The 23,534-nt window shown below is 60.0% G+C and carries 18 protein-coding genes and 1 tRNA gene; 9 read left to right on the top strand and 10 right to left on the bottom strand.

Features of this window, described 5'->3' with window-relative positions:
- Positions 1-1,098, bottom strand: coding sequence for a LacI family DNA-binding transcriptional regulator (locus R3F07_02000; GenBank protein MEZ5275137.1), 1,098 nt, complete (start codon positions 1,096-1,098; stop codon positions 1-3).
- 294 nt (positions 1,099-1,392) lie between these two features.
- Positions 1,393-1,683, bottom strand: coding sequence for a glutaredoxin family protein (locus tag R3F07_02005; protein ID MEZ5275138.1), 291 nt, complete (start codon positions 1,681-1,683; stop codon positions 1,393-1,395).
- Between the two features lie 303 nt (positions 1,684-1,986).
- Here R3F07_02005 and R3F07_02010 point away from each other — a divergent pair, with 303 nt between their 5' ends.
- The gene (locus R3F07_02010; GenBank protein MEZ5275139.1) at positions 1,987-2,796 is read left to right on the top strand and encodes a YbaY family lipoprotein; all 810 of its coding nucleotides are present in this window, start codon (positions 1,987-1,989) and stop codon (positions 2,794-2,796) included.
- A 61-nt stretch (positions 2,797-2,857) separates the two neighbouring features.
- On the opposite strand, the gene R3F07_02015 is transcribed toward R3F07_02010, so the two are convergent.
- The 3 genes from R3F07_02015 to R3F07_02025 all read right to left on the bottom strand — a co-directional run bounded on the left by R3F07_02015 (position 2,858) and on the right by R3F07_02025 (position 11,518).
- Positions 2,858-6,568 carry a carbohydrate binding domain-containing protein gene (locus tag R3F07_02015; GenBank protein MEZ5275140.1) on the bottom strand — a complete coding sequence of 1,237 codons (3,711 nt, stop codon included), beginning with the start codon at positions 6,566-6,568 and terminating at the stop codon, positions 2,858-2,860.
- Positions 6,569-6,653: 85 nt separating this feature from the next.
- Positions 6,654-8,516: an endo-1,4-beta-xylanase gene (locus R3F07_02020; GenBank protein MEZ5275141.1), complete on the bottom strand. Its 1,863-nt coding sequence runs from the start codon at positions 8,514-8,516 to the stop codon at positions 6,654-6,656.
- A gap of 53 nt (positions 8,517-8,569) precedes the next feature.
- Positions 8,570-11,518, bottom strand: coding sequence for an endo-1,4-beta-xylanase (locus tag R3F07_02025; protein ID MEZ5275142.1), 2,949 nt, complete (start codon positions 11,516-11,518; stop codon positions 8,570-8,572).
- Between the two features lie 302 nt (positions 11,519-11,820).
- On the opposite strand from R3F07_02025, the gene R3F07_02030 reads away from it, so the two are divergent.
- Positions 11,821-12,291 (top strand): GNAT family N-acetyltransferase, encoded by a 471-nt coding sequence (locus tag R3F07_02030; GenBank protein ID MEZ5275143.1) that lies wholly within the window; start codon positions 11,821-11,823, stop codon positions 12,289-12,291.
- Positions 12,292-12,397: 106 nt separating this feature from the next.
- On the opposite strand, the gene R3F07_02035 is transcribed toward R3F07_02030, so the two are convergent.
- The 4 genes from R3F07_02035 to R3F07_02050 all read right to left on the bottom strand — a co-directional run bounded on the left by R3F07_02035 (position 12,398) and on the right by R3F07_02050 (position 15,392).
- Positions 12,398-13,165, bottom strand: a complete 768-nt coding sequence (locus tag R3F07_02035) for an SDR family oxidoreductase (protein MEZ5275144.1) — start codon at positions 13,163-13,165, stop codon at positions 12,398-12,400.
- A 199-nt stretch (positions 13,166-13,364) separates the two neighbouring features.
- Positions 13,365-14,099: an SDR family oxidoreductase gene (locus R3F07_02040; GenBank protein MEZ5275145.1), complete on the bottom strand. Its 735-nt coding sequence runs from the start codon at positions 14,097-14,099 to the stop codon at positions 13,365-13,367.
- Positions 14,092-15,129 (bottom strand): galactitol-1-phosphate 5-dehydrogenase, encoded by a 1,038-nt coding sequence (locus tag R3F07_02045; GenBank protein ID MEZ5275146.1) that lies wholly within the window; start codon positions 15,127-15,129, stop codon positions 14,092-14,094. Before R3F07_02045 ends, R3F07_02040 begins: the two co-directional genes overlap by 8 nt.
- A 179-nt stretch (positions 15,130-15,308) precedes the next feature.
- A tRNA-Leu gene (locus tag R3F07_02050) sits at positions 15,309-15,392 on the bottom strand.
- 167 nt (positions 15,393-15,559) lie between these two features.
- Between R3F07_02050 and nadD the strand changes: the two genes are divergently transcribed.
- Entirely contained in the window at positions 15,560-16,147 is a 588-nt protein-coding gene (nadD, locus tag R3F07_02055) for a nicotinate-nucleotide adenylyltransferase (protein ID MEZ5275147.1), read from the top strand.
- A 22-nt stretch (positions 16,148-16,169) separates the two neighbouring features.
- A complete protein-coding gene (rsfS, locus tag R3F07_02060; protein MEZ5275148.1) occupies positions 16,170-16,736 on the top strand; it encodes a ribosome silencing factor in 567 nt (188 codons plus the stop codon).
- A gap of 113 nt (positions 16,737-16,849) precedes the next feature.
- On the opposite strand, the gene R3F07_02065 is transcribed toward rsfS, so the two are convergent.
- Positions 16,850-17,821: a DUF481 domain-containing protein gene (locus R3F07_02065; GenBank protein ID MEZ5275149.1), complete on the bottom strand. Its 972-nt coding sequence runs from the start codon at positions 17,819-17,821 to the stop codon at positions 16,850-16,852.
- 242 nt (positions 17,822-18,063) lie between these two features.
- Between R3F07_02065 and R3F07_02070 the strand changes: the two genes are divergently transcribed.
- The 5 genes from R3F07_02070 to R3F07_02090 all read left to right on the top strand — a co-directional run bounded on the left by R3F07_02070 (position 18,064) and on the right by R3F07_02090 (position 23,524).
- Positions 18,064-18,408 (top strand): prepilin-type N-terminal cleavage/methylation domain-containing protein, encoded by a 345-nt coding sequence (locus R3F07_02070; protein ID MEZ5275150.1) that lies wholly within the window; start codon positions 18,064-18,066, stop codon positions 18,406-18,408.
- Positions 18,409-18,531: 123 nt separating this feature from the next.
- Entirely contained in the window at positions 18,532-20,334 is a 1,803-nt protein-coding gene (locus R3F07_02075; protein MEZ5275151.1) for a glycosyltransferase family 39 protein, read from the top strand.
- Positions 20,335-20,339: 5 nt separating this feature from the next.
- The gene (locus R3F07_02080) at positions 20,340-21,092 is read left to right on the top strand and encodes a methyltransferase domain-containing protein (GenBank protein ID MEZ5275152.1); all 753 of its coding nucleotides are present in this window, start codon (positions 20,340-20,342) and stop codon (positions 21,090-21,092) included.
- An 83-nt stretch (positions 21,093-21,175) separates the two neighbouring features.
- Positions 21,176-22,603 carry a glycosyltransferase gene (locus tag R3F07_02085; protein ID MEZ5275153.1) on the top strand — a complete coding sequence of 476 codons (1,428 nt, stop codon included), beginning with the start codon at positions 21,176-21,178 and terminating at the stop codon, positions 22,601-22,603.
- A 189-nt stretch (positions 22,604-22,792) separates the two neighbouring features.
- Positions 22,793-23,524, top strand: coding sequence for an ABC transporter permease (locus R3F07_02090; GenBank protein MEZ5275154.1), 732 nt, complete (start codon positions 22,793-22,795; stop codon positions 23,522-23,524).
- Positions 23,525-23,534 lie beyond the last annotated feature (10 nt).

A 23,534-nucleotide genomic window follows, 5' to 3' on the forward strand; every position in this document is an offset into this window, starting at 1 on the left:
TCAGGAGGACAGGCTGAGGACCGACGCGCCTTCGACCAGTCGAGGTTCTACCAGGATGCGGGTCGGGATATCGTCGATCGGGTGGTCAAGTCGCCAGCGGATCTGGTCGACCGCTCGCCGCCCGATGGCTTCGGCCCGGACGTCGATCGTGGTCAGGGCTGGTGAAAGACCCAGGACGAGCGGTCGTTCATGATTGAAAGAGAGGATGCTCAGATCTTCGCCCACCCTGAGTCCCTTCTGTTGCATGGCGGCGTAGATCTGCACCGCGATGCTGTCGGCCGGCGTGAGCACCGCGGTGGGTCGCTTGGATTTGGGCAGAGCGAGGAGAGCCTCGAGCAGAGGGAGGACGTCGGTCGGTCGGGTGATGGCCGGAAGAGGCCAGTGGACCTCGCCCTCAATGTTTTTTTCAAACATCTGAACCGTCATTCCCAGCCGGGTCGCCACGGCGGTGAATGAGGCTTTCAGGTTTTCGGCGCGGGTCTGACCGGCCCGGGGGTGCATGAAGGCAACCCGCTGGTGACCCTTGCGGTGGAGGTATTCGGCGGCCATCCGGCCCCCGGCATTGTTATCGCAGCCGACCAGATCCCCCTTCGCTCCTTCGGGACGCCCGAGCAACCAGACATGAGGCAGGCGTTCGATTTTCTCGAGGAGTGCAGACGAGGCGCAGGTGCGGAGATCTCCGAGCAGGGGACTCTTGATGATGAGGCCGTCCACCTGGTTCCGTTCCAGAAAAGCGGGTATGCGCTGAGCGTCCGGGATGTTCGAGAGCATCAGGTTCACATTGACGGAAGTCACCGCCAGCTCGACTCCGTGAATGGCTTCGGAAATGACCGGGAGATGGGCGAGCGAGTCGTCCATCCCGAGGAGGATGACGCCGATATTGTTTCGCCGCCGCATCGACTGACCATTGCTTGAGGAAGGCTTCTGACGCCGACGGAGCGGGCGATAATTGAGGCGGTCGATCGACTCCTGGACGCGCTTGCGGATTTTGGGACCGACGGCATTGGGCGTGTTCAGGACCCGGGACACGGTTCCGACCGCGACTTGGGCATCGGCGGCGACATCGAGAATGGTGGGCTTCGGGTGGGTCTTTTCCACTATGCGGATCAGTTGAAATCAAGTGAACGAAGTGGCAAGCGAAATTTGAAAATAACCCATGAAATCGTTATTTCATCCAGAAGGATTTTCACCCGCCCCCGTCCAGCCCCTCCGACAGCCTTTGAATCGTGAACAGGAAGAAACGGAGAGATTCGAACTGAGACGTTCACCTTTCCTGAGTCCCTGCTTCCCCGGGTTGTCGCCTCGTCGGGACGGCTTCAGGCAGTCCGCTCCGATCTCCAGGGCCGGGGTGGGAGGGCTCCTGCCTGGAGTCGGCCGGCAGCGACCGGTTCCTCAATAATCGTCTTCGTCGACCATGGTCAGGCCGAGGGCTTCCTTGACATCCGGTCGCTGATCGAGCTCGTCCACGAATTCTTCGACGTCAAAATCGGCCACGACGAAGTCGCCGAATTCGAAGGTTGGGGTATTGGTTTGATCGCTGACGGAAATCATCCGCTGGTAGGCGGAGGCACTTTCGTTGACGTCCTGAACGTCGACCTCAATTCCCTGTTCGGAGAAAAAGGAAAGCGCTTCGCGGCACCAGGGGCAGCCGTCTTTGATGAAGAGAATGGGTCGAGGTTTCATGGAAGGAAGGCGGCCGCCGGGGCAGCCGCCGGGACTTTGGTTTGTCTTCCGGAAATATGGCCCGAATCGGTGGTGGGAGCAACCCTGGTCTTGCGGGTTGTGGACGATTCTGACCGACTGTCTGAACCGGCCCGGCCATCGCTTCGTGGAATGGGAACTCCACCGCCGAAATCACGTTCACCCGACTCTGGCTTCATTGGTGGACGGTGGCTCGACGGGCCTGCGGACGTGCCCTGGTGCGTCCCACTGAGGGAGCGTGGTTTGCTTGATAAGTCTGCATGAATAGGCAATTGAAGACCCTGCATGAATAAGACACCTTTCCGACACCTTGCGTTGCTCCCGGCGGCGTTTCTCACGGTTTTTCTGGCGGCTTGCGGCGGAGGGCGTTCGGCAAAGGCGACAACTCCGGCTTCGGAGGAAGCCACGGCCATGCTTGAAAATACGGACTGGATTCTGGTCGAATTGAACGGGAAGCCGTTCGAAGCGGGAACGTCTCTGAAGACACCCACGCTCCGCTTCGATGACGAGACCGGGATGGTTGCCGGCAACAGTGGGGTGAACCAGTACGGGGGCAGCTACACGGTCAGGGGCGATTCAATCGAGTTTGGACCGATGCGATCGACCATGATGGCCGGTCCTCCTGAGGCGATGGACCTGGAGCAGGCGTTTCTGGCGGCACTCGTCGGGCAGACCGGGTGGCGGATCGCCGACGGGCGGCTTGAATTCTCGGAAGGCGAATCAGTTGCCGCAGCGTTTGTGGTGGCTCCTTCCGCAGCAAAGGCCGTGGTTTCCGGTACGGTCGTTTACCGGGAGAGAATGATGCTGCGCCCCGGGTCGGTGCTCGAGGTGACTCTCGAGGACGTTTCCCTGGCGGATGTGCCGGCCAGGCAGATCGCAACCTATCGAAAAGAGGACCCGGGAAGTCCGCCCTTTCCCTTCGAGCTGCTCTACGACCCGGGCACGATCGACGAGCGACACACCTACGCGGTGCGGGCCCGGATCACCGTGGAGGAACAGTTGCGATTCACCTCGGACACCACCTATCCGGTGATCACCCGGGGTCACGGGAATAAGGTCGAGATCCTCGTCAAGGGGGTTCCCACGGCTGACTAGCCTGGGAGTCTGAGGGAACTCAGGCGGCGCCACGCACCATCCGGTTCTACAGCGAGTCGGTTCAGAGTCCGTAGACCTCGACGAGGGCGACGCCGGTTTCCCCGGGATGACCGGAAACCTTGGCGGTAAAGACACCGGGTTCCAGCCAGAGCAGGAGGGCGGCATCAAGGCCGTCGGCCGGGAGGGGAAAACCGCCGGCCGTCGTCGTAGCTTCCTGGATACGTAGAGGATCCGGATTGGACGCCCAGTTGTCATTGGTCGCGATGAGGAGGGCTTTGCCGTTTTCCTGCTTGAAAAGGTCGAGGACCGGGTCGTCGAGGACTCCCCGGACCCCGAATGTTCCGAGTCCGGGTCCGATCCCGCGAATAAGGATCTTCTTCGGAACTTCACCCTTGATCACGAACCCTCCGATCAGGATGGAGGCGCCGGTTTCCACCCGGCCGCGGGTGGAGAGATTCGCCAGGCGGGTATCGGTCACCCCGGTGTCAGCCGTGGCATCGTAGATCTCGACGAGGGAGACGCCGGACGTCCCCCCGACTCCGGAAATCCTGGCGGTGTAGACGCCCTGCTCAAGGATGACCGTCATGGCGGCGTCCGCGTCTGCCGTCAGGGTGAAAGCGCCGGTCCGTTGGGTGGGCTCGGCAACTTCGGACGGGATCCAGTTGTCGTTCGACTGCATGACGACCTTGGGATCCGCCTGATCGAACAGATCGAGTCTCGGATCCGTCAACAGATCCGCCAGATTGAACTGGGCCATGCTCGGCCCCACTGCACGGAGGAGCAGATCGCGGGAGCCCGTTCCTTCGACCACGAAGCCGGCGATCATCACGTTTTCACCGCCTGCAACCCGACCGCGGGTTGCGATATTGCTGAGGACTTCAAGTTTGGAAGGCAGACTGCGGACATCCACCTGGACGACCCGGGTCGATAGGGTGCCCGCCTGATTGGTCACGGTGGCCTGATAGTCGCCCGCATCGGCGGAACCGGCACCGGGAAGGGTCAGGGTTGGTCCCGTTCCGATTTGCGCCCCATTGTGAAACCAGGTGACGGCGGGTTCTGGATATCCGGAAACCTCGGAGGACAATTCGATTGTCTCCCCGAGGGCCACGGTCAGTGACTGTGGCTGCGTCGTGATCCGTGGGGCGACCGGCTGACCGGGACTGATTACGATTTCGTGCCAGAGGGTGTTTGATGCAGAGTCGATCTCGATCGTCGCTTTTTCATCGGCCCCGGTGACGACCCTTTCGTCGATGCGGTTGCCGCTCGAGTCGAGGCTGAATAGCCGCACCCGGTCGGGTGTGACCGGAAGGGTGAGGGTCAGCGGCACCATCTCCACGAGGGTCGGTGCACGTCCCCAATTGCGCCCGACGGAGGTCCTGGATGCGTCCTTCCAGATCATGCCGGTATTCTCGATCAAGCCGGTGGTGACGAGCAGGGCCCGGCCGCCGGCCGGGTCGTCGAAGCGTTCACCCTCCACCAAGGTGAGGCCGACCGTGGCCCAGTCCTGCGCAGTCGTTCCCGGGACTATGGTCACATTGCCAAGGGCAAAGGACCGCCCGTCGATGAAACCAATGACCGCTTTGCTGCGATCGGTATTGACCGTGACGACCCCGCGGTTGCCGCGGCTGGTGTCCCAGACGAGTTCCCCGGTATCGGACTCAAGGATGTTGCCGGAAGGCGCGTCGGGTGGCGCGGACAATCCGGTGGCGTCCCCGCCCACGTCCAGGCTTAGTCGACTGACGGCGGCCAGTTCGGCCGGCACCCCGAGGCTGGATCCGTCCCCGACCCTCCAGGCCGATCCCCTGGTGGTCACCATCTCGATTTCGCTCTCAGGGGTAAGTGGCATGGTGTACGCTTTGCGGGCCGGGCGGACATCGAAGCGCCGAAATAGAGCGGCTGCCAGCAGGGTATTGACCATCTTGGTCGGGTGATGGGCCTGATCAAAGAAGCCGGCGACGTACTCGTCCTGGCCGGTGCCATAATCGAAGAGCCAGATCCCATCCCAGTCCTGGAGCGCGCCATACGCGGCAATAAGCAGCGGGGTTTCCGAGGAATAGGTATTGGGCGACGGGTGCTGGTACTCGGTCACGGTGTGGGGTTTCCCTTTGACCCGTTGACGGGCGAGGCCGCCAATGGTGCTGCCGCCCGGGCTGTTGACCATGGAGACGTTGTTGATCGTCCAATTGTCGGCATCCCAGGGGATTCCCGGAAACTCGGGGTGCTGCCAGTAGGCGTGGGAGTCAACCACGTCGAGCCGGGCCTGCACGTTGGGAGGGCTGTTTGAGATGATGGTCCCGAAGACGAGACCCTGGTAGCCGATCGTCTCCTTGATGTGGTGGCGCATTTCCTCCCAGTAACGGTTCTCCAGATCGACGAGGAAGCGCACCCAGTCGCGCCGGGCCGCGAGGGTATCACCACCCTCCGGGGAGGCGAGGGGGATGGAGGCGATATTGCCCGCCTCGAGGGTGACACCTTCGGGAAGACCGCCTATTTCGCCTCCCTCGGTCCATCTGACATCGGCCAGCCAGACCGTGACCAGCTGGTTGCCGAAGTTGTTGAAATTGAGACGGGCGTTGCCTTCGTCGATCGTCGATTCAAAGACGGAGGTGAACTGCTGCCACTGATCGTTCAGTTCGGCCGTCAGGCTGAACCCGAGACCGGCGTAGTCCGTATGGGCCCGTTGAATACCCACTCCCAGATTGACGGGCTGATCGGACCTGGCCCAGAAACTCACCGTGTAGATCTTTCCTGCCTCGAGCGATTTGTTGCTCTGGTTGATCTGGACATGCCAGCCCGCGCCCCCGGGCCGGGTGACGACGACCTTGAGCGAAGGCTGGCCGTTGAAGTCGCTGGTCGTCGTCGCGGTGCGTTGAGCGACGTCATGGACCTCGAGGTTCCATGGAGAGGTCCCGGAGGCAAAGTCGCCGTTGATCAGCTTGTTGGCCCCCAGGGGTTCGCTGCGATGTCCCCAGGATCCGAGGAGATCGGCGGTTGAGGAAAAACGGGCCTGGAGCCAGGTGTTCCATCGGGTGTTCAGTTCGGTGCGAAACACCTCCGGCATGGAATCGAGAAGGCCCCCGAACCAGTTCTGGATGGCGCCGTTTTCATTGAGGATCTCCACGAATGCGACGGCGGGATCATCGGCGAGGCGCAGGCCGGTGTGGGGGTTGGTCGAGCCGAGCAGTTTGGTCGCGTATTCCTTCTGCAGGTCCACCATTGTGTCGTTGAAGAAACTCAGGACCTGCTTGTCCTTCCACTCCATCTGGTCGATCTCGGCGGGCAGTCCGTCGGCCGCCCGATGATCGTGTGAGACGAGCAGATTGATATTGGAATAGACCCCGTTCTTCTTCAGCTCGCTGATGAAGTAATGGAGTCTGTCCAGGCGGTCGGGATGAAGATTCCGGGTGGTGGTCTGGGCATAATCGATCAGCGTCGGGCTGCCCCAATTGGCGTCCATATGGTGGAAACGGACGTTGTTGATTCCGAACCGGGCGAGACGGGCGGCGACTTTTTCGGCGACGGCATGTGCCGGGAAGGCGTCGCTGGCTCCGATATTGACTCCGAGAAAACGGATGCGTTCACCGCCGACGTCGAAATGTCCCTTGCCATCGACGGTCACCCAGCCCGATTCGCCGGCCGGGTCATCCTGCCAGCCGGCGAGACTGGTGACCCCGGGAGAGGCATCGTCCCAGGCAATCTGAAAAGGTTTGAGGACGGCCCACGCGGGGTGGGCGACGAGGGTGAGGGCGGTGAGAAGGAGAGGGATTTTCATTGGGTCGATGGTAGGAGAGGCTTTACGCCTCGATCCTTCATTCAATCGAGGCGTAAAGCCTCTCCTACGGTTCATCTCTGACCTATCACTCGGCTGGCAGCACCACCGTGATCTCGCCACTTTCCCTGGTCAGCTCAAACTCCGCTTCCGCGGTCTGGTTTCCCAAGGTCACGGTGACGCGATGGCGGCCGAGAAAGCCGCGGCCGGCGAACTTCCCGTCACTTCCGGTCAGACCGGTTTCCGAAGTCCACCAGCGGTTGAAGACGAGGTCGCGGTAGGCGAGAAGATTGGGCTTTTCCGACCAATCGAAGCGGTAGAACGCGCTTTTTGGCAGCCAATGGGCACCTTCCCAGAAACCCCAGTTCTGAATACTCACCACGTTGGGATGGCTGAAGACCATGGTCATGAAATCGCGGGTATAGTCGGCCTGGAAATCCTCATCCGAGGAGTTGAGGTCGAATTCCGTGATCATGATCTTGAGATCCGGGAAGGCGGTCGCAAAGCGATCGAGGACTTTCCACAGCTGCACGGGTTCGGTGGGTGCCTCGCCGATGTGACCCTGCATGCCTATCCCGGTGACGGGTGCTCCGTTTTCGATCAGGTAGTGGACGGTGTCTTCGAGGTGCTGCTGGTGTTCGGCGTTGCGGCCCCGGTCGCTGAGGATGGCATAATCATTGATATAGAGTTCGGCGGTCGGCAGATTGGCCCGGGCGCGGTTGAACCAGTCAATCATGATGCCCTTCCCATAGATATCCATGAGATCATGGTTGTCGTACGGTTCGTTGAGGACATCCCACTCGTTGATGAAGGGCTTTGTGGCCCGGGTGATTTCATCAATGTGGTCGAGAACCCTTTCCGGGACCGAGGGATCCCTATCGGGAAGCAGGTCGTTGATCAGCCTTGGCAGATTCCGTTTGCCCGGCCAGACAAGGACATGGCCGCGCAGGTAAAGACCGTGATTCGACATCCAGGCCAGTGCGTCGAGAGTCTGGGCCTGCGAATAGTTTCCGACCCTGGCCCACTCACCGACCCAGGCTCCCCATTTGGTGTCATTCTCCGGGCCGGAGGCATTGAAGAGCTCGAGCAGTTTCTCCCGGTAGATCCGGTCGTCTTCGGTCGTGCCCATGATCCGGGCGGCCTGTGCCACCGAGGCGAACCTGAAGGCATGTCGGAGCATCTCGACCCGGACGGCGGCGCCTTCGACCGCGTCTCCGTTTGAATCCAATAAGCGAATACGAAAATCCCCCTTGCGGTAAGCCTCGATCCGGGCGTCCGCCTCCGCTCTCCAGGGCGCATCGGGCTCGGATCCGGCATAGGTGACCCGGGTCCGGGGCAGTTCGGAGATCGATCGGTGATCGCCGTAGTGGATGAGTTCGACTCCGCCGATCTCCATGGTCATCGGTTTGCCGGTCTGTCCGAAGCTCAGGAAGAGGAAAACCTGTCCGGCCGGGTAGTCGTCATTGAAGCTGAAGGGCAGGAAGAACTCGCGCCACTCATCACCGGCGGAAACGGCCGTATTGATAGACTTGGAGAATCTCGGGCCCGGACCCTCGACATAGACGTTGACCGAGACAAGCCCGCTTTCGTCGTCGGATCGGATCTTGCGCAACTGGAAACGGACGAGGGCGACGTCCCCTTTCCGGACCGGCATCTCGCCGACCGCACCGATATTGGCATCGTAGAAGCGTTTGCCGGGGTTGAATACCTCGATGCGGAAGGCCCGGTCAAACGGGCGGTCCGCAACGGGTACTACGGAGCGGCGGGCGATCGTCTCTCCACCGGAGGTTGGCCTCTCCCGGAAGGTCATGCTGTCGATCGGGTCGGAGGATCCGATCAGGGAAACACCACCCGAAGGCAGAGGGGTGGGTTGAGCCGCCTCCTGTGCTTCTGAACGGATGCCGAATGCGACAATCGTCGCGAGGATCAGGGTGGTTTTCAATGGGGTCATGGTGCGCATAGCGTTTTTGATGTCTTGAGGGTGCAGAATGGTTCGCCCGGAACTCAATCGACGGCATACACCTCGACCAGTCCGACCCCGGTTCCGCCGTCGGCTCCCGCCATCCGGGCGGTGTAGACGCCGGGCTCAAGCCAGACGAGGAGAGCCGAATCCCAACTCCCCTTATCGAGGGCGAAGGCACCGACGGAGGAACCGGCGGTCGCGAGTGCGTCGGGGTCCGGCGCCAGTGACCAGTCGTCATTCCGGGCAACCGTTTCCTCGGTCTGGTCGGGCAGTTTCTTCAAGAGAGTGAGCTCTGGGTCCACCAGAGTCCCGGGCACCCCGAATGCGGCCAGGCCCGGACCGACCCCCCGGATCAGGACCTGTTTGGGGGCATCGCCCGTCACGACAAATCCGGCGATCAATACCCGGGCGCCGGTGCCGACTTCCCCCCGGGTGGAGATATTGGTGACGTCGCTCAGCGGGAGGGCTGCGGAGGTTCCGTCGGCGTCGTAGACCTCGACGAGGGAAACCCCGGTCAGGTTGTCCCTGCCGGAGACCTTGGCGGTATAGGCGCCCGGACCTAGATTGACGTGAATGACGGCATCGCGGGCGCCGGAAGGCAGTTGAAACGCGCCGACCCGGGTCGACGTCTCACGGATCGTCTCCGGGTCCTGGCCGTCTTCCCAGGCTTCGTTCCGGCTGACCGTTACTTCGCCCTGAGGAGTCCGCTTGATGAGCTCCACTACCGGATCAGCCAGGGCATTGCCGACGCCGAAATCGCCGAGGGTCGGGCCAACCGCCCGCAGCAGGATTTCCTTGGGTTCGGTTCCGGCCAGGACAAAACCCGCAATCATGATCTTGGCATTGGTCAGGACCTGGCCCCGGGTGGAGATATTGCTGAGGCGGTCGCCGTCGTAGGGAGGGGGTTTGACCGCAAGAAGCGTCTGTCGGCTCGAAACGGTGCCGGACCCGTCGGTCACGTCGACCCAATAGATCCCGGCGTCGCCCTCCGATACAGCCGTAATCTCGAGCAGAGGGTCGTCTTCACCGACCGGGGTGCCGTCATGAAACCACTGATAGGTCGCATCCGGATCATGGGCCTCGACGTTGAACCGGGCGGTTCCGCCGGGTTCCGCCCGTTGGCTCTGTGGTTGCCTTGAGATGGGAGGAGGGGAGGACTGCGGCGGGGTGTCGAGGCGGACCTTGATCCCGCCGGCGCCGGGGGCGAAATCGATCTCGAGTTCGGAGGTGAAGCCGTCGTGTTCAACGGTGACACGGTGGCGCCCGAAAAAGGTGCGACCGGTGAAGAGGCCGTTGCTGTTGGAGGTTCCCGCGAGATTGGTCCACCATTGGTTGAAAACGAGATCCCGATAGACGGCGGCAAAGGGTTTCTCCGTCCAGTCCAGGTTGAACATGGCGGAACCGGGGCGCCAATGCCGTCCTTCCCAGAACCCCCAGAACTGCAGGCCTTCCATCTGCGGGTGGCTGAAGACCAGGGTCATGAAATCCCGGGTATAGTCGGTCTGGTATTCGCGGTCTTCCGTGCCGATGTCGAACTCGGTGATCTTGAATTTGAGTTCGGGAAAGGCGGTCGAGTAGCGCTGAAGTACTTCCCAGAGTTTGGTGGGCTCGGTCGGAGCGTCGCCGAAGTGACCCTGGAATCCGATGCCGGTGATCGGTGCCCCGTTGTCCACCAGGTACTGAACGACATCTTCCAGGCGCTGCTGGTGGGCGGTGTCGCGGCCGCGTGAGCTGAGAATGGAGTAGTCGTTGATATAGAGGTCGGCCTCCGGCAGATTCATCCGTGCCTGTTCGAACCAGTCGACCATCACGTGGTCCCCGTAGAAATCCATCAGGATCCGGTTGTCGTAGGGTTCGTTGAGCACGTCCCATTCCTGGACGAAATCCCTGGTGGCCTGGGTGATGTCATCGATGTGGTCGAGGACACGTTGGGGCACGGATGGGTCACGGGAGGGAAGCAGGTCCTTGATGCTGTTGGGCAGATTGTTCTCGCCGGGCCAGACGAGAACATGTCCCCGGACAAACAGATCGTTCTCCTGGATCCACCGCAATGCCTGAAGGGTCTGTGCCTGGTTGAAGGAGGATCCCCAGTCCCCTTCCCATGGCGGCCACTTCAGGTCGTTTTCCGTTCCGACCGAGTTGAAGTACTCGAGGATTGTTTCACGGTAAATGTCGGCGTCGGACCCCGTTGCGGTCAGGAGTTCAGCCGTTACGGCGGTGCTGAAGCTGAACCTGTGCCGCAGCATGTCGACTGAGACCGCCGCGTCCGGAACAGGATTCCCGTCCGCGTCGATGACTTTGATCGTCAGGTCCCCCTTGCGGTATTGTTCGATCCTGGCAGCGGCCTCGGCCCGCCACGGCGCGTCTGCCTCCCGGCCCGGGTAGGTGATCGCCGTGCGGGGCATTTCGTTGAGGGTCCTGGTCTTGGCGTAGTTGAGCAATTCGATCCCGGCTATCTCCATCGTCATGGTCTTGCCGGTCTGACCGAAGCCGAGGTTCAGGCTGAGAGTGCCGCTCGGGTAATCGTTGTTGAACGTGAATGGCAGGAAGATCTCGGTCCACTCCTCACCGGCCGAGATGGCTGTGCTCAGCGATTTCGAGTAGTTGAAGGAGGCATTTCCCTCGACGTAGACCTGCATGGTGACAAGCCCCGTCTCGTCATCAGAGCTGATCTTGCGGACGAAGGCATGGAAAAGGGCGACGTCATCTTTGGCCACGGCAGCGGTGGATCCCTGGGTCAGGGCGGAATCCCAGAAATTGGTCCCGGGGTGGGTCACCTCGATCCGCAGGGCGCGGGAAAAGGACTGGCCATCCACCTCGACCACGGACCGCGCGGCGATCGGTTGACCGCCGCTGCTGCCCGTCCGAAAGGACATGGCATCGACCGGGTCGGCGCTGCCGATGACAGAGATTCCGTTCTCCGGAACGGATTGAGCGATAAGGGCGGAGGCGAATCCCGTGACGAGGAGAGCGGCAAATAAACTTCGCATTAGTGGCAGAAAGGGGCGCATGGCTAAGGAATCATGGAAGCTTATGGGCCGAAAGGCGGTTTCTCAAGTTATCGTACGTTCAAACGCAAGACTATCCATGGACGGCCGGAGCCGGGGTTCATTTGGCGGATGCTCTCCGGGAATGGTGGATCCCCGGGGATCGTTCCGCTGTGATTGTCCGGTAAACATCGACCGGTCGGGAGACATGGGATTGACGAGGTGGGATCGACGAAGCAGAAGGATCTCTGCCATCGCCTTCTGATGCCGCCCGTTCGACCCAACCCTCAAACCGCCCGCCGATCGTGACCACTTTCTTCGACGCCGCACTCAAGGTCGGAGAGGTCGTCAACGGGATCGAGGTATCGTTGCTCCTGACCTCGGTGAGTCCGGAGGATCCCGAGAGGGATTGGGTTCCCTGTTATCACTTTGCCATCACCCGGAGCAAGGATCTGGCGGAAGTGGGACGGATCTCACTGCGGATTGGGAACACCGAATCGATCCGACTATATGCCGGTCATATCGGCTATTCCATTCACGAGGTGTATCGGGGACACAAGTATTCCGGCAAAGCGGCCCTGCTGCTCAGGGCCTTGGCCTTGAGGCACAATCTCGACCGGTTGTGGATCACGACCAACCCGGAGAACTGGCCCTCGCGAAAGATCTGCGAATGGATTGGGGCAACCTACGTGGATACCGTCGACGTTCCGCCGGATCACGAGATCCACAAGATGGGTGAGCTCCGCAAGTGCCGCTACCTCTGGAAGGTCGGTTGAGGGAGCAGGCCGAGGCGAAGGTCTCGGGTGGCTTCCGGTGTTCGTGATACCGCATGAGGTTTGTTTTCTCCTGTTCAAAATCATATTGCCGGCCCCGCACCGATGGTCACCAGCAGGTGAATCCCCCGTCTATGACGAGGTCATGGCCGGTGATGAAGCTCGCCGCGGGCGACGCGAGAAAGACGACGGCTCCACAGATTTCCCGCGGCTCGGCCAGGCGTCCCATCGGGGTGTCCCGACGCCAGTCGTCATGATACTGCTTCACCGCCAGGGTCATCTCCGTCCCGGTATACCCGGGGCTGATCGAGTTGACCGTGATCTGCCGGGGCGCCCACTCGGTCGCGAGGGAGCGGGTCAGCTGGATGACGCCGGCCTTGGAGGCGTTGTAGGCGCACTGGGGCTGCGGGTGATTGACGATCTGCCCGGACATCGAGGCCGTATTGATGATCCGGCCCCCCGTGCCCTGGCTGAGCATGATGCGTCCGGCAGCGCGGGAACCATAGAAGACGGCATTGAGATTCACGCTCATGACCGCTGCCCATTGTTCATCGGTCATCTCTTCGGCGGGTGCGTGGTTGCAGATGCCGGCGTTGTTGAAAGCGATGTCCAGTCTCCCGAGGGTGCGGGCGACTTCGGCAAACGCCGTATTGACGGCCGCACTATCCGTCACGTCACAGGTGAGTGGGAGTGAGCGGCGCCCCAGTGCAAGAATCTCGTCCGCGGTCGATCCGGCGGTTTCAGCGTCCAGGTCAATGCAGGCGACGTCGGCGCCGGCCTGGGCGAGCGCGAGAGCGCAGGTGCGACCGATGCCGCGACCGGCTCCGGTCACCAGGGCGACTTTCCCGTCGAGTCGAAAGGTATCCAGAATGTTCATGTTGGAGGAAGGTTCCCCGGCACTCTATACGAATCCGGGCGAATCAGGAATCGAGAACTTGGGGTTCTTCGGATAATTCAACGATGACCGTCTCCGATCATCCAGGCTCTTTTCAAGAGGCTCACCTTTGTGTGCCCTTTTCTGAAGCCGCGTTGCTTTGCCGGCGCGTTGTCCTCAGGAGGCGCGAAACGGAACGGGATCAGGTTGTTTTGGGAAACCTTGGCCGCATCACAATCTGTTCAACCACGGCACGGGCAGGCAGGTTGAGGACGAGGGAAGCGCACTCGGCGAGGTCCTCTGGCTGGAGCATCTGCTCGCGGGCCTCGACGGGAGGTGGATGTGCGCGTTTGTCGAGGAGCGGGGTATTGATGTCGCCGGGGAAGATCGCGCAGGCGCGTATCCCGTGGACCTGCTCTTCCTGATTGATGGACTGGATGAGCGCCCCCTGTCCGAACTTGGAGGCGACGTAGGCGGTGCCGGCCTTGGGGTTGGCGGCCAGGCCGACGTCGGAGACGATATTGATGACGGTTCCGCTGCCTTGGCTGCGCATCCGGGGCAGGAACTCGCGAATGGTCAGAAAGCTGCCGTTCAGGTTGGTCCGGATGACGCGCTCAAAGTCGGCTGCCGAAAGAACCTCGAGCGAACGATTCGGGATGTTCTCGCCGGCGGCGTTGATCACGGCGTCGACCCTTTGGAAATCCCCCAGGATCTGTCCGGCCGCGATGGCCACGGAGGCGGCATCGCCGACATCACAGGTATAGGCACGAATCCGATTTGTGCTCTTGCGGCAGAGGCCGATGGTTTCACCGAGCCGGGTTTGGGTCCGGCCGATCAGGGCCAGGTCCCAGCCCTCGTCGGCAAGGCGGACTGCGATGGCGCGGCCGACCCCGCTTCCGGAGCCGGTGATGACGGCGGTTCTGGCTTGTTCAGGCATTGGGGGAAAGGATGACTTTGAGGTGACCGGGCTCGTGGCGGTAGAGACGGTCGAAAAAGCCGGGACCATCCTCAAGCCGGCCCCGGTCCGTGATCAGCGAGGCGACCGAGACGGTGCCTTCGGCGATCATCCTGACCGCTTCCGGGAACTCCCCGGCACAGGCGCAGGATCCGAAGAGGGTGATTTCCCGGGTGACGACCTGCTGCAGCGGAAACTCGGTGGTGGCGGAGAGATTGCCGATCAGCCCGACCCGGCCTCCTTTGCGGACGGAGCCGATCGCCGTTCTGAGTGGGTTGGTGTGTCCGACCGCTTCGAAGGCACATTCGGCGCCCTTTCCGTCAGTGAGCGCAAGAATCGCCTCGACCGTTCCTCCGTCTGCGGGATTGAGCACGTGGGAAGCCCCCAGAGATCGAGCCAGCTCGAGACGGTCACGATCGAGGTCCACGGCGATGACCCTGGAGCAACCGACCGCGCGGGCGACCTGAATCACCAACAGACCGATCATGCCTGCGCCGACCACCACGGCGGTGGATCCGGGCTTGGGGTCGACCAGACGAACGGCATGCAGGGAGACCGCAAGGGGCTCAGCAAAGGCCGCCTGCTCGAAGGGAAGATGGTCGGGGAGGGCGACCAGCACCGAGGCGGGCACGGTGACGAACCGGGCAAAGGCTCCCTCCTTGCGGAACTCGGGGCAGGAGACCCCCAGGACCTGCCGGCTTTCGCAGAGATTCGTATGCCCGCTCGTGCAGTAGGGGCAACGACCGCAGAAGAGCATCGAGTCCATGGTCACGCGATCGCCGACGGCCCAACCGGTGGTTCCCTTTCCGAGGGCTGCGATGGTCCCCGCACATTCGTGCCCCATGATGATCGGGGGCAGGCGGCGACCGGAATTGCCGTCGTAACCATGGATGTCGCTGCCGCAGATCCCGCAGGCGGCGACCTCAATCAGCACCTCGCCCGGACCGGGCACCGGCTCCGGGACTTCGGTGACGACGAGTTTCTTGTATTCGGTCAGGACAAGGGCTTTCACGGTTGAAAATGGTGACGGGAAGCCGGGGAAATGGGAAGAGTGGATGTGGTGTCATGACTCATGAGCGGGAGTCCGGCCTGCAGGACACAGCGCCTTCTTCTCTACCTGGTGTCATCTTGCCGAAGAATCCGGATCTGATTCCTGACCGCCGACCTCGGATCTCTTGCGGAATCTGTCCCTGCCCGGAGGGGGACTCGAACCCCCACGACCTTGCGGTCAGCGGATTTTAAGTCCGCTGCGTCTACCGATTCCGCCATCCGGGCTTTGTTGGTACGGGACCAGCGTTGATCATGCATGGATGATTTGCCGGGACAAGCGCACATCTGCGTGTCAGGCACCTCCTCAGTGTTTGCCATTGACCGCATCCCTGGGAGGTATTCGCTCTCGGGAATCATTGATTCCAACCTGAATACTGACGCTTTGACCGACCATGTCTGAGGAGAAAATCGGATTGATGGGCGGCAGCTTCGACCCGGTTCACCTCGGGCACCTGATCGCGGCGCAGGACGCAATGGAGGCGGTCGGGCTCGATCGGGTTCTCTTCATCCCGGCGGCGCGGTCGCCGCTGAAGGATCGCTCTCCGGTGGCTTCCGACAAGGATCGGCTTGCCCTGCTCGAGCGGGCGCTGGAAGGCGAAAGTCGATTCGGACTTTCCACCCTGGAATACGACCGGGGAGGGATCAGTTTCACCATCGATACCGTTGAGGAGCTTCGAAGACTGCTTCCGGAAACTCGTTTCTACTGGATCATCGGAGCTGATCAGGCGGCCAGCCTGAAGGATTGGCATCGGGTTGATGACCTGGTGCGGCAGCTGGAATTCATCATCCTGGCCCGACCGGGGTTTGTCTGGGATTCCGGCGGCATGCCCGAGGGCACCCGGTTTCACGCGGTCCAAGCCCACACGTTTTCGGTCAGCTCCAGTGAGGTCAGGGAAAGGATCCGGGAGGGGCGGTCCGTTCGATTTCTCCTGCCCGAAGGGGTTGCAACCTTGATCAAGAACCTCCATCTGTATCGCTGAAAGATGAAGTCCGTCATGTATTATGCCTCTTAAGAAGATCGAAATCGCTCCGGAAAAACGGAAACTGCTCAAGCTCTGCACAGACGTGCTTGACGACAGGAAAGCGGGGAACCTGCTGGTTCTGGATGTCCGGGAGAAATCGAGCATTACGGACTTCTTCATCATCGCGACAGCGACCTCGGATCCCCACATGCGGGCGATGCGCAACGAGCTCGACAAGGCGCTCAAGGAGGCGCGGGTCCAGGTGATTGGTGTCGACGCGGAAGCGGGCAGCGGATGGACGGTCATCGACGCGTTCGATGTGATGGTTCACCTCTTCACCGAGGAGACCCGCAATCATTATCGTCTGGAGACGCTCTGGAAGGATGCGGCCCTCGTGGATCCGGCGGCCCTGGAACCGGTGGCGGTCAAGAAGACCGCGACGAAATCCCCAAGGAAGGCCCCGGTTAAGAAGGCTGCGGCCAATAGGAAAACAGCAGTGAAAAAGACTCCCGCAAAAAAGGCGGCCGTCGGTAAACCCGTGACCGCAAAGAAGACTCCAGCGAGGAAAACAGCAGCCACGAAGAAGACGGCCGGAAAGAAGGCCTGAGGGTCAGATGTCGTTGCAGGAGGTCGGAGCGGCCAAGGCTCAGCCGCGGCCTTTTGAATGGGAGCTGACTTCGGACCGTCCGGGGGTCATCCGCGGCAGAACCGCGAATCACTTCAGAACAGGTATCCCAGCGAAGTGATGATGCGCTGGCTCAGTCGATTCTCGACGCTGAGCGAATTGTCGAACTCGTATTCGTAGCGCATCGACAGGCTGACCGTCTGGCTGATCTTGCCGATCAGAGCTGCGTTGAGCCGGAGCGTGTAATTGTCGGGATCCTCGGGCTCGATCAGGATACTGGCGTCCTGGGTGACCTTGAAGACATCGTTGATCGCATAGTCCATGTCCTGAAAGGCATCGACCATGTAGTTCCAGACAGGCGGATCTCCGTTTTCGTCTCGATATCGGGCCGTGGCGCCACCGCCCATCGACACGCTCAGCGTGTCCAGGTTGTAGATCTTCCGGCCGACGCCCACACCCTGTGAGAAGTCGTGGTGGATGTCCTTGATCTGGTCAAAACTGTAGGCCGTCAAGGCCTGGGTGAAAACCCGTGGCGACATGTCACGACGCCACCGGAAGCTGGAATCGAAGAGGTCGGTGGACTTTTCGGATTTGGTCTCGCCATAGAGGCGCCGTGCGTAGAGGCGGTACTGATCCTCCCTTATGTTCCGTTGGGCGGTGAATCGTCCGGATACGTCCATCTTGTCCTTTCTCCCTGATTGAAGGGTCATTCCGAACTCAATGTTCTTCTTCCAGGGAGGAGGCGGAGGGTGCAGTCGGTCGGTCGACTCGTCGGTCGATTGTGTGGCCGGCTCCGGATTCTGGGGAGTGGGTGTGGCCTCTGCAACCTGCGGGTCAGCGCTTTCAACGGTCGCCTCCTGTGCGGAGGCGTCGGTCCCTTCGATGACGGCGTCCGTGGCGGGGATCAGGAGGTGGCCGAGCACATCCGATTCGAAATGAATCACGCCATCCTCAACCCGGGATACGTTGCCGGTGAGGAAGTCGCCGTTCTTGAGCACCAGACGGGTCTCCGCGGCCAATTGGGCGGCAAAGAAGACAGCGAGAAAAAGACTCAGGCGAAATCGCATGGGTGCCGATGGTTTCAATTCATGAATAACACAGCCGATGCCGTGCCGGAAACGATACTTTTGAGTCATGGAACTCGGTCGGAATGTCAACTTCCTCCAGTCGAATAGGTCTTTTCCTCCATGAATCGGATTCCATTTACGAACCTTTAACCTCAAGGCGGCTTGAGGGCCCCCTCAAGGAACCGATTACAGGGGGGAGCAACTAGTGCTCAAAACACACAACATCAAAATACTCGAGTATTATGCATAATAGAAACACATCCAAGAAGGGCTTTACCCTCGTTGAGATCATGATCGTGGTCGTGATCATCGGACTCCTGGCTGCGATGGCCATCCCGGCCTTCCAGAAGGTTCGCAAGACCTCCCAGGACAAGACGATCCTGAACAACCTTCGCCAGTTGAGTGCTGCTGCCCAGCAGTACTTCCTGGAGGCGGGTGTGACATCGGTCAGCAGTGCCAATCTCGTTGGCACCCAGACCGACAAGTACATCAAGTCGATCAATGCGGTCCGCAACGAGACCTATCCGGGCACGCTCAATGCAACGGATACCCGTATCTCGGCTGACGGTGTGAACTACGAGCTCTAGCTCCAAGTTTAGACTTCAGTCTCAATTCAAGACCGCCCAATGTCGTTGGGCGGTCTTTTTCTTTCTATGGGATTCCTACCACAACGATGGCCTTACCGGGTCTTGCTTCTCTTGTCCGCCGTTTTGGCGATATGGATTGGGTTTTTCTCCCTGTCGCCAGAGGAGGCCGTCACTGTTATTCGCAAAGGCGGCTATTGGGTGATGGCGGCAACGGTCGGTCTGTTCGCCCTCTCGGTTGTCCAGTATCTGCGGGCGGTTCGGCTGGGCGAAGCGACTGAATCGATGGACTGGATCCGATGGCTTATGGTCATCGCGGCCGGCATCCTGTTGCAGATACACGAACCGCATGGATTCAAGATCATCATGGATGAGCTGGTTCTAGAGGCCACGTCGATGAGCATGCACATGGATCGGGAAGTCTTCTGTCCCTTGCAGATTCATAATTTTGACGGTGCCGATCTGGTCTTCGGTGGCGTCATTGACAAACGCCCTTATTTCTTCGCGTTCCTGTTGTCGGGGTTGCACGATCTTACGGGCTATCGGCCGGAGAATGCCTTTTTCCTGAACGCGGTCCTGACCGTTGTACTCCTCGGTCTGGTCGGTGCTTTGACCGCTCGTCTGACCAATCGGTACGGAGGACGTTTGGCGGTCCTGCTCCTGGCGGGCTTGCCCCTCCTCGCCATCAATGCCACGGGGGGAGGATTCGAGATCCTGAATCTCTGCATGATCACAATCACCATGCTGGCGGCAGTCAGTTACCTTCAGCGCAACGATGCGGCTTCGCTGAACTTCCTGCTGATGTCGGGAATCCTGTTGGCTCAGACCCGTTATGAATCCGTTCTATTCATTGTCCCTGTTGGGTTGATCATCGCCATTGGGTGGCTTCGGATGCGATCCATCAAGCTGACCGTGCCCATCCTGTGTGCGCCCCTTCTTCTGGTGCCGTATCCGCTGCTTAACTCGATCTTTCAGGCCTACAAGACCTTCTGGCAACTCCCGGCTCATCTGGAGAGCCCGTTCAGTCTGGAATTCCTACCGGGCAATTTGTCGCACGCGGTTGCCTTCCTCTTCGAGTTCACGCCGCTTCAGTCGAACTCAATCCTGCTTTCTTTCACCGGCGTGGTCGCACTGGTGTTCTTCGGGCTCTTTTTCTTGCGCCGGGCCTTGCATTTACATGACCTCCCGGCCGCCCATCTGGTCCTGCTCCTTTTTGGAGTGGTGATTCTGGCCAACTTCCTTCTCCTGATGTGTTATCACTGGGGACAGATCGATCAGTATGAAGTATCGCGTCTGGCATTACCTCTCATGCTGTTGATGGCCTTGACGGTTCCGTTCGTACTGATGGATTTCAAACCTTCGCAAACGGTCTGGAGCGGATTCGTCTCTGTGAGTGCGGTCTTCTTCTTCTTCGTGGCGCTCCCGATTTCGGCTCGATCCTATCCGACCGAGCGATACCTGGCCTATCGCGAAACGGACTGGTTCTTGGACTTTATTCGGGAGCACAAGGACGAAGGCGCTTATTTTGTGATTCCCTCTCCACTTCCGGCGGTGATTCTGCGAGAAGCGACCTGTTCAAACACGAACTTCAAGATTCGTGCCCCTGAGATCGATTATCATCTCAAGCGGGGAACTTATTCCAGAGTCTATGTCTTTCAGCACTTTGCCGAGAATCTCGTCACGGGTGAATTGGTCGAGACGGAAAACAGCTTGATCGGAGATGAATACGAATTGGAGCTCCTCGAGGAGCGCAAGTTCGGTATCGGTTGGCGGTCGCGCATCAGCCTCCTGACTCGGGTAATACCGAAACCAAGGGACGAAGATGACGTCGACGAACTCCGAATGATCAGGCGTGAAGTGAATCTTCGAAACATGGACGACAGCGAAGAAAGCCGCATTCGGCGGGACTTCGTGGATATGCTCCCCTGAGACTTATGTCGGATGTCACTTACGATTTGGGCCTCCTTGAGGGCAGTCTGGCGAAATGGAATCAATCTTCTGGCCTTCGGTTGGTCTACCGATCGATTTTTGCGGACATGATGGCGGCTGCTGGGTCAGGTGCAGTACTCGATATCGGATCAGGGGCGGGTTTCCTCAAGATCGACCGCCCGAACGTGACGACCAGTGATGTGGTCAAGACACCCTTTGTGGATTGCGCGGTATCTGCCTACGAGATTCAGGCCTTGGGGCGTCAGTGGGATGCCATTGTCGCCATGGATGTTCTGCATCACTTGAGGAAACCATTGAACTTCCTCGAAAGTGCGTCCGGGTCGCTCAATCCGGGCGGCCGTATAGTCTTGGTTGAACCGGCCGCCACCGGGTTTGGACGGCTGTTCTACCGCTGGTTTCATCATGAACCCTGTCAGCCGGAACGGTTGCAAGCGCCCTATCGTTTCGAAGCGGATGACGCTGAGGGCAATTTCGCCAATATGGGTATGGGGTGTGCGTTGTTTCGGCGGGACCGGGTCGGAGTAGGAGAGTGCTTGAAGGCCATGGGCCTCAAGTTCATTTCAGTGCGTTATCGGGATGTTCTGGCGTATCCGTCCACCGGCGGTCTCGCCCATCGGCAGATTCTTCCGACCTGGGTGCTCAAGGGATTGCTTGGCTTGGAGCGGATTCTACCCCAGTGGGTTCTGAGTCGTATCGGTCTGCGGATGATTGTCGTGCTTGAGAGGGTAATGCCGTGATTTCCAGCCGGGACGGACTTAAGTAGATCTACCTAAAGCCGTTTATAGATGCGGGAATCGGTCGATTCCCAGGTTTGGTTACCATGGCTTCGATCTACGCATCTGATTTACAGGGTCACTTTGATTGGGTGGCCGATAACGACGAGACTCCTCGGCGGATCCAGACGGGCTTCCATGCCCAGATGGTGGAGTTTCACCGTCAGCATATTCCTGAGGGCCAAAAGGTTCTGGAGTGGGGTTGTGGGCCGGGTGACCTCCTGCGGGCTCTTGCTCCCGGACGTGGCGTGGGGATCGACTTGAGCCCCAGGATGGTATCGCGGGCGCGGGCCAACTATCCCGACAGGAACCTCGAGTTTCGCCATGGTGACATTCTGCGATCAGAGGTTGCGGAAGGATTCGATCATATTGTCCTCAACTACCTGATCGGCTATCTGCCGGATATCCAGCTGGCGCTGGAGAAGCTTAAGGCCTCCTCCTACCCCAGAACCCGCCTGCACATCACTTCCCTCAACACACTCTGGCGCTTTCCTCTCAAGTGGGCCGAGAGATTCGGTTTCGTGGTCAGGCAACCCCAGAGCAACTGGCTCTCCATGCAGGATCTGGTCAATCTGCTCGAAATATCGGGCTGGGAGGTCATCCGAACCGGAACCGAACAGATCATCCCGTTCAGAATCCCGATCCTGACTCCTTTCCTCAACCGATTCCTGGTCAAGTTGCCCTTCTTCCGGCATTTCGGGATGACCCTGCACCTGATCGCCCGGCCACGGATTCCGCCCAGGATTGACCACAGCCCGAGTTGCACCGTGGTGGTCCCGGCACGGAATGAATCAGGAAATATCCTGGCCGCCCTGCAGCGGATTCCACGACTTGGGTTGGGCACGGAAATCATCTTTGTCGAAGGAAACAGCACCGACGATACTTGGGAAACGATCCAGCGGGAGGTCGCCGCCTATGAGGGACACCATGAGGTCAAGGCCATCCGGCAGCCCGGCAAGGGCAAGTGGGATGCCGTCTTTGCCGGGTTTGAGATCGCCTCGGGTGAGGTTCTCGTCATTCAGGACGCCGATCTGACCGCCCCGCCGGAGGATCTTCCCAAGTTCTACGAAGCGGTGGCAAGCGGAATGACGGAGTTCGCCAACGGGTCGCGGCTTGTTTACCCGATGGAGTCCAAGGCCATGCGATTCCTCAACCTTCTCGGCAACAAGGGCTTCGCCCTCGCGCTGAGCTACGTGCTCGGCCAGAACGTCAAGGACAGCCTCTGTGGCACCAAGATGCTCCTGAGGAAGGATTATCACCGGATCCTCGAGCGGATGAAGGTCTTTGGGGATTTTGATCCATTCGGAGATTTCAACCTCCTCTTCGGAGCCTCGCTTCTCGATCTCAAGATCCGCGACATTCCGGTCAAGTACCGGGATCGCACCTACGGCGAGACCAACATCTCCCGGTTCTCGCACGGCTGGATGCTGATCAAGATGGTCTGGTTCGGGCTCTGGAAACTGAAATGGGTCTAGGGTCGTATCCCGTCTGCCATGAGCGAGCGAGAGGAGAGCACAGTTTCGAGAATCCTGGAACGAAGAGAGAAACCTGCAGGCAGACCAGACGGAGCCGCAGCCTCATTGCGCCGAATCCGGATAACTCCAGACGATCGACTTACTGTCCTGAACCTTTGTGAGATCTGGGATTATCGCGACGTGCTCATCATGTTGGTTCTGCGCGACCTGCGCCTGCGGTACCGGCAGACAGCCCTCGGTGTGATCTGGGTCCTGCTGCAGCCTCTGGCTGCAGCAGCTATTTTTGCCTTGATCTTCGGTCGGTTCGCGCGCCTGCCCAGTGATGGCCAACCCTACGTTGTCTTTGCCCTGGCCGGCCTTGTTTCCTGGACATTGCTCAGTGGTGTCCTGCAGAGAGCTGGGAACAGCCTTGTTTCCGAAAGCCGGCTGATCACCAAGGTGTACTTTCCACGGTTGATCGTACCCCTTTCGGCCGGGCTGTCGGCGGTTCTGGATTTCGTCCTGGCCTTCTCATTTCTGATAGGGGTGGCTGCGTTCCATGGTATCCTGCCCGGCTTCGGTCTTCTGCTTTCCCCTATGGTGTTGCTGGTCGAATTGTTGCTTGCCGTTGGGGTCGGCCTTTGGCTGTCCGCGCTCAATGTCCGGTATCGAGATGTCACACACGCCCTCCCTTTCTTCATCCAGGTTTGGCTCTACGCGTCACCCGTTGTCTACAGCCTGTCCATTGTGCCGGCAGATTGGCATTGGCTTTTCCTTTTCAACCCGATGGCGGGAATCATCGAGAGTCTGAGAGCTACCGTGTTCGGCACCGGGATACCGTGGCCCGCCTTGGCCATCAGCACCGGTTGGGCCTTGGTCTTCCTGGTGTCGGGATCCTTGTATTTCCGTTCAGTCGAGAGGAGCTTCGCGGACGCTCTCTAGGGGAACGACA

The organism is Opitutaceae bacterium, assembly GCA_041395105.1.
Taxonomy (GTDB): Bacteria; Verrucomicrobiota; Verrucomicrobiia; order Opitutales; family Opitutaceae; genus B12-G4.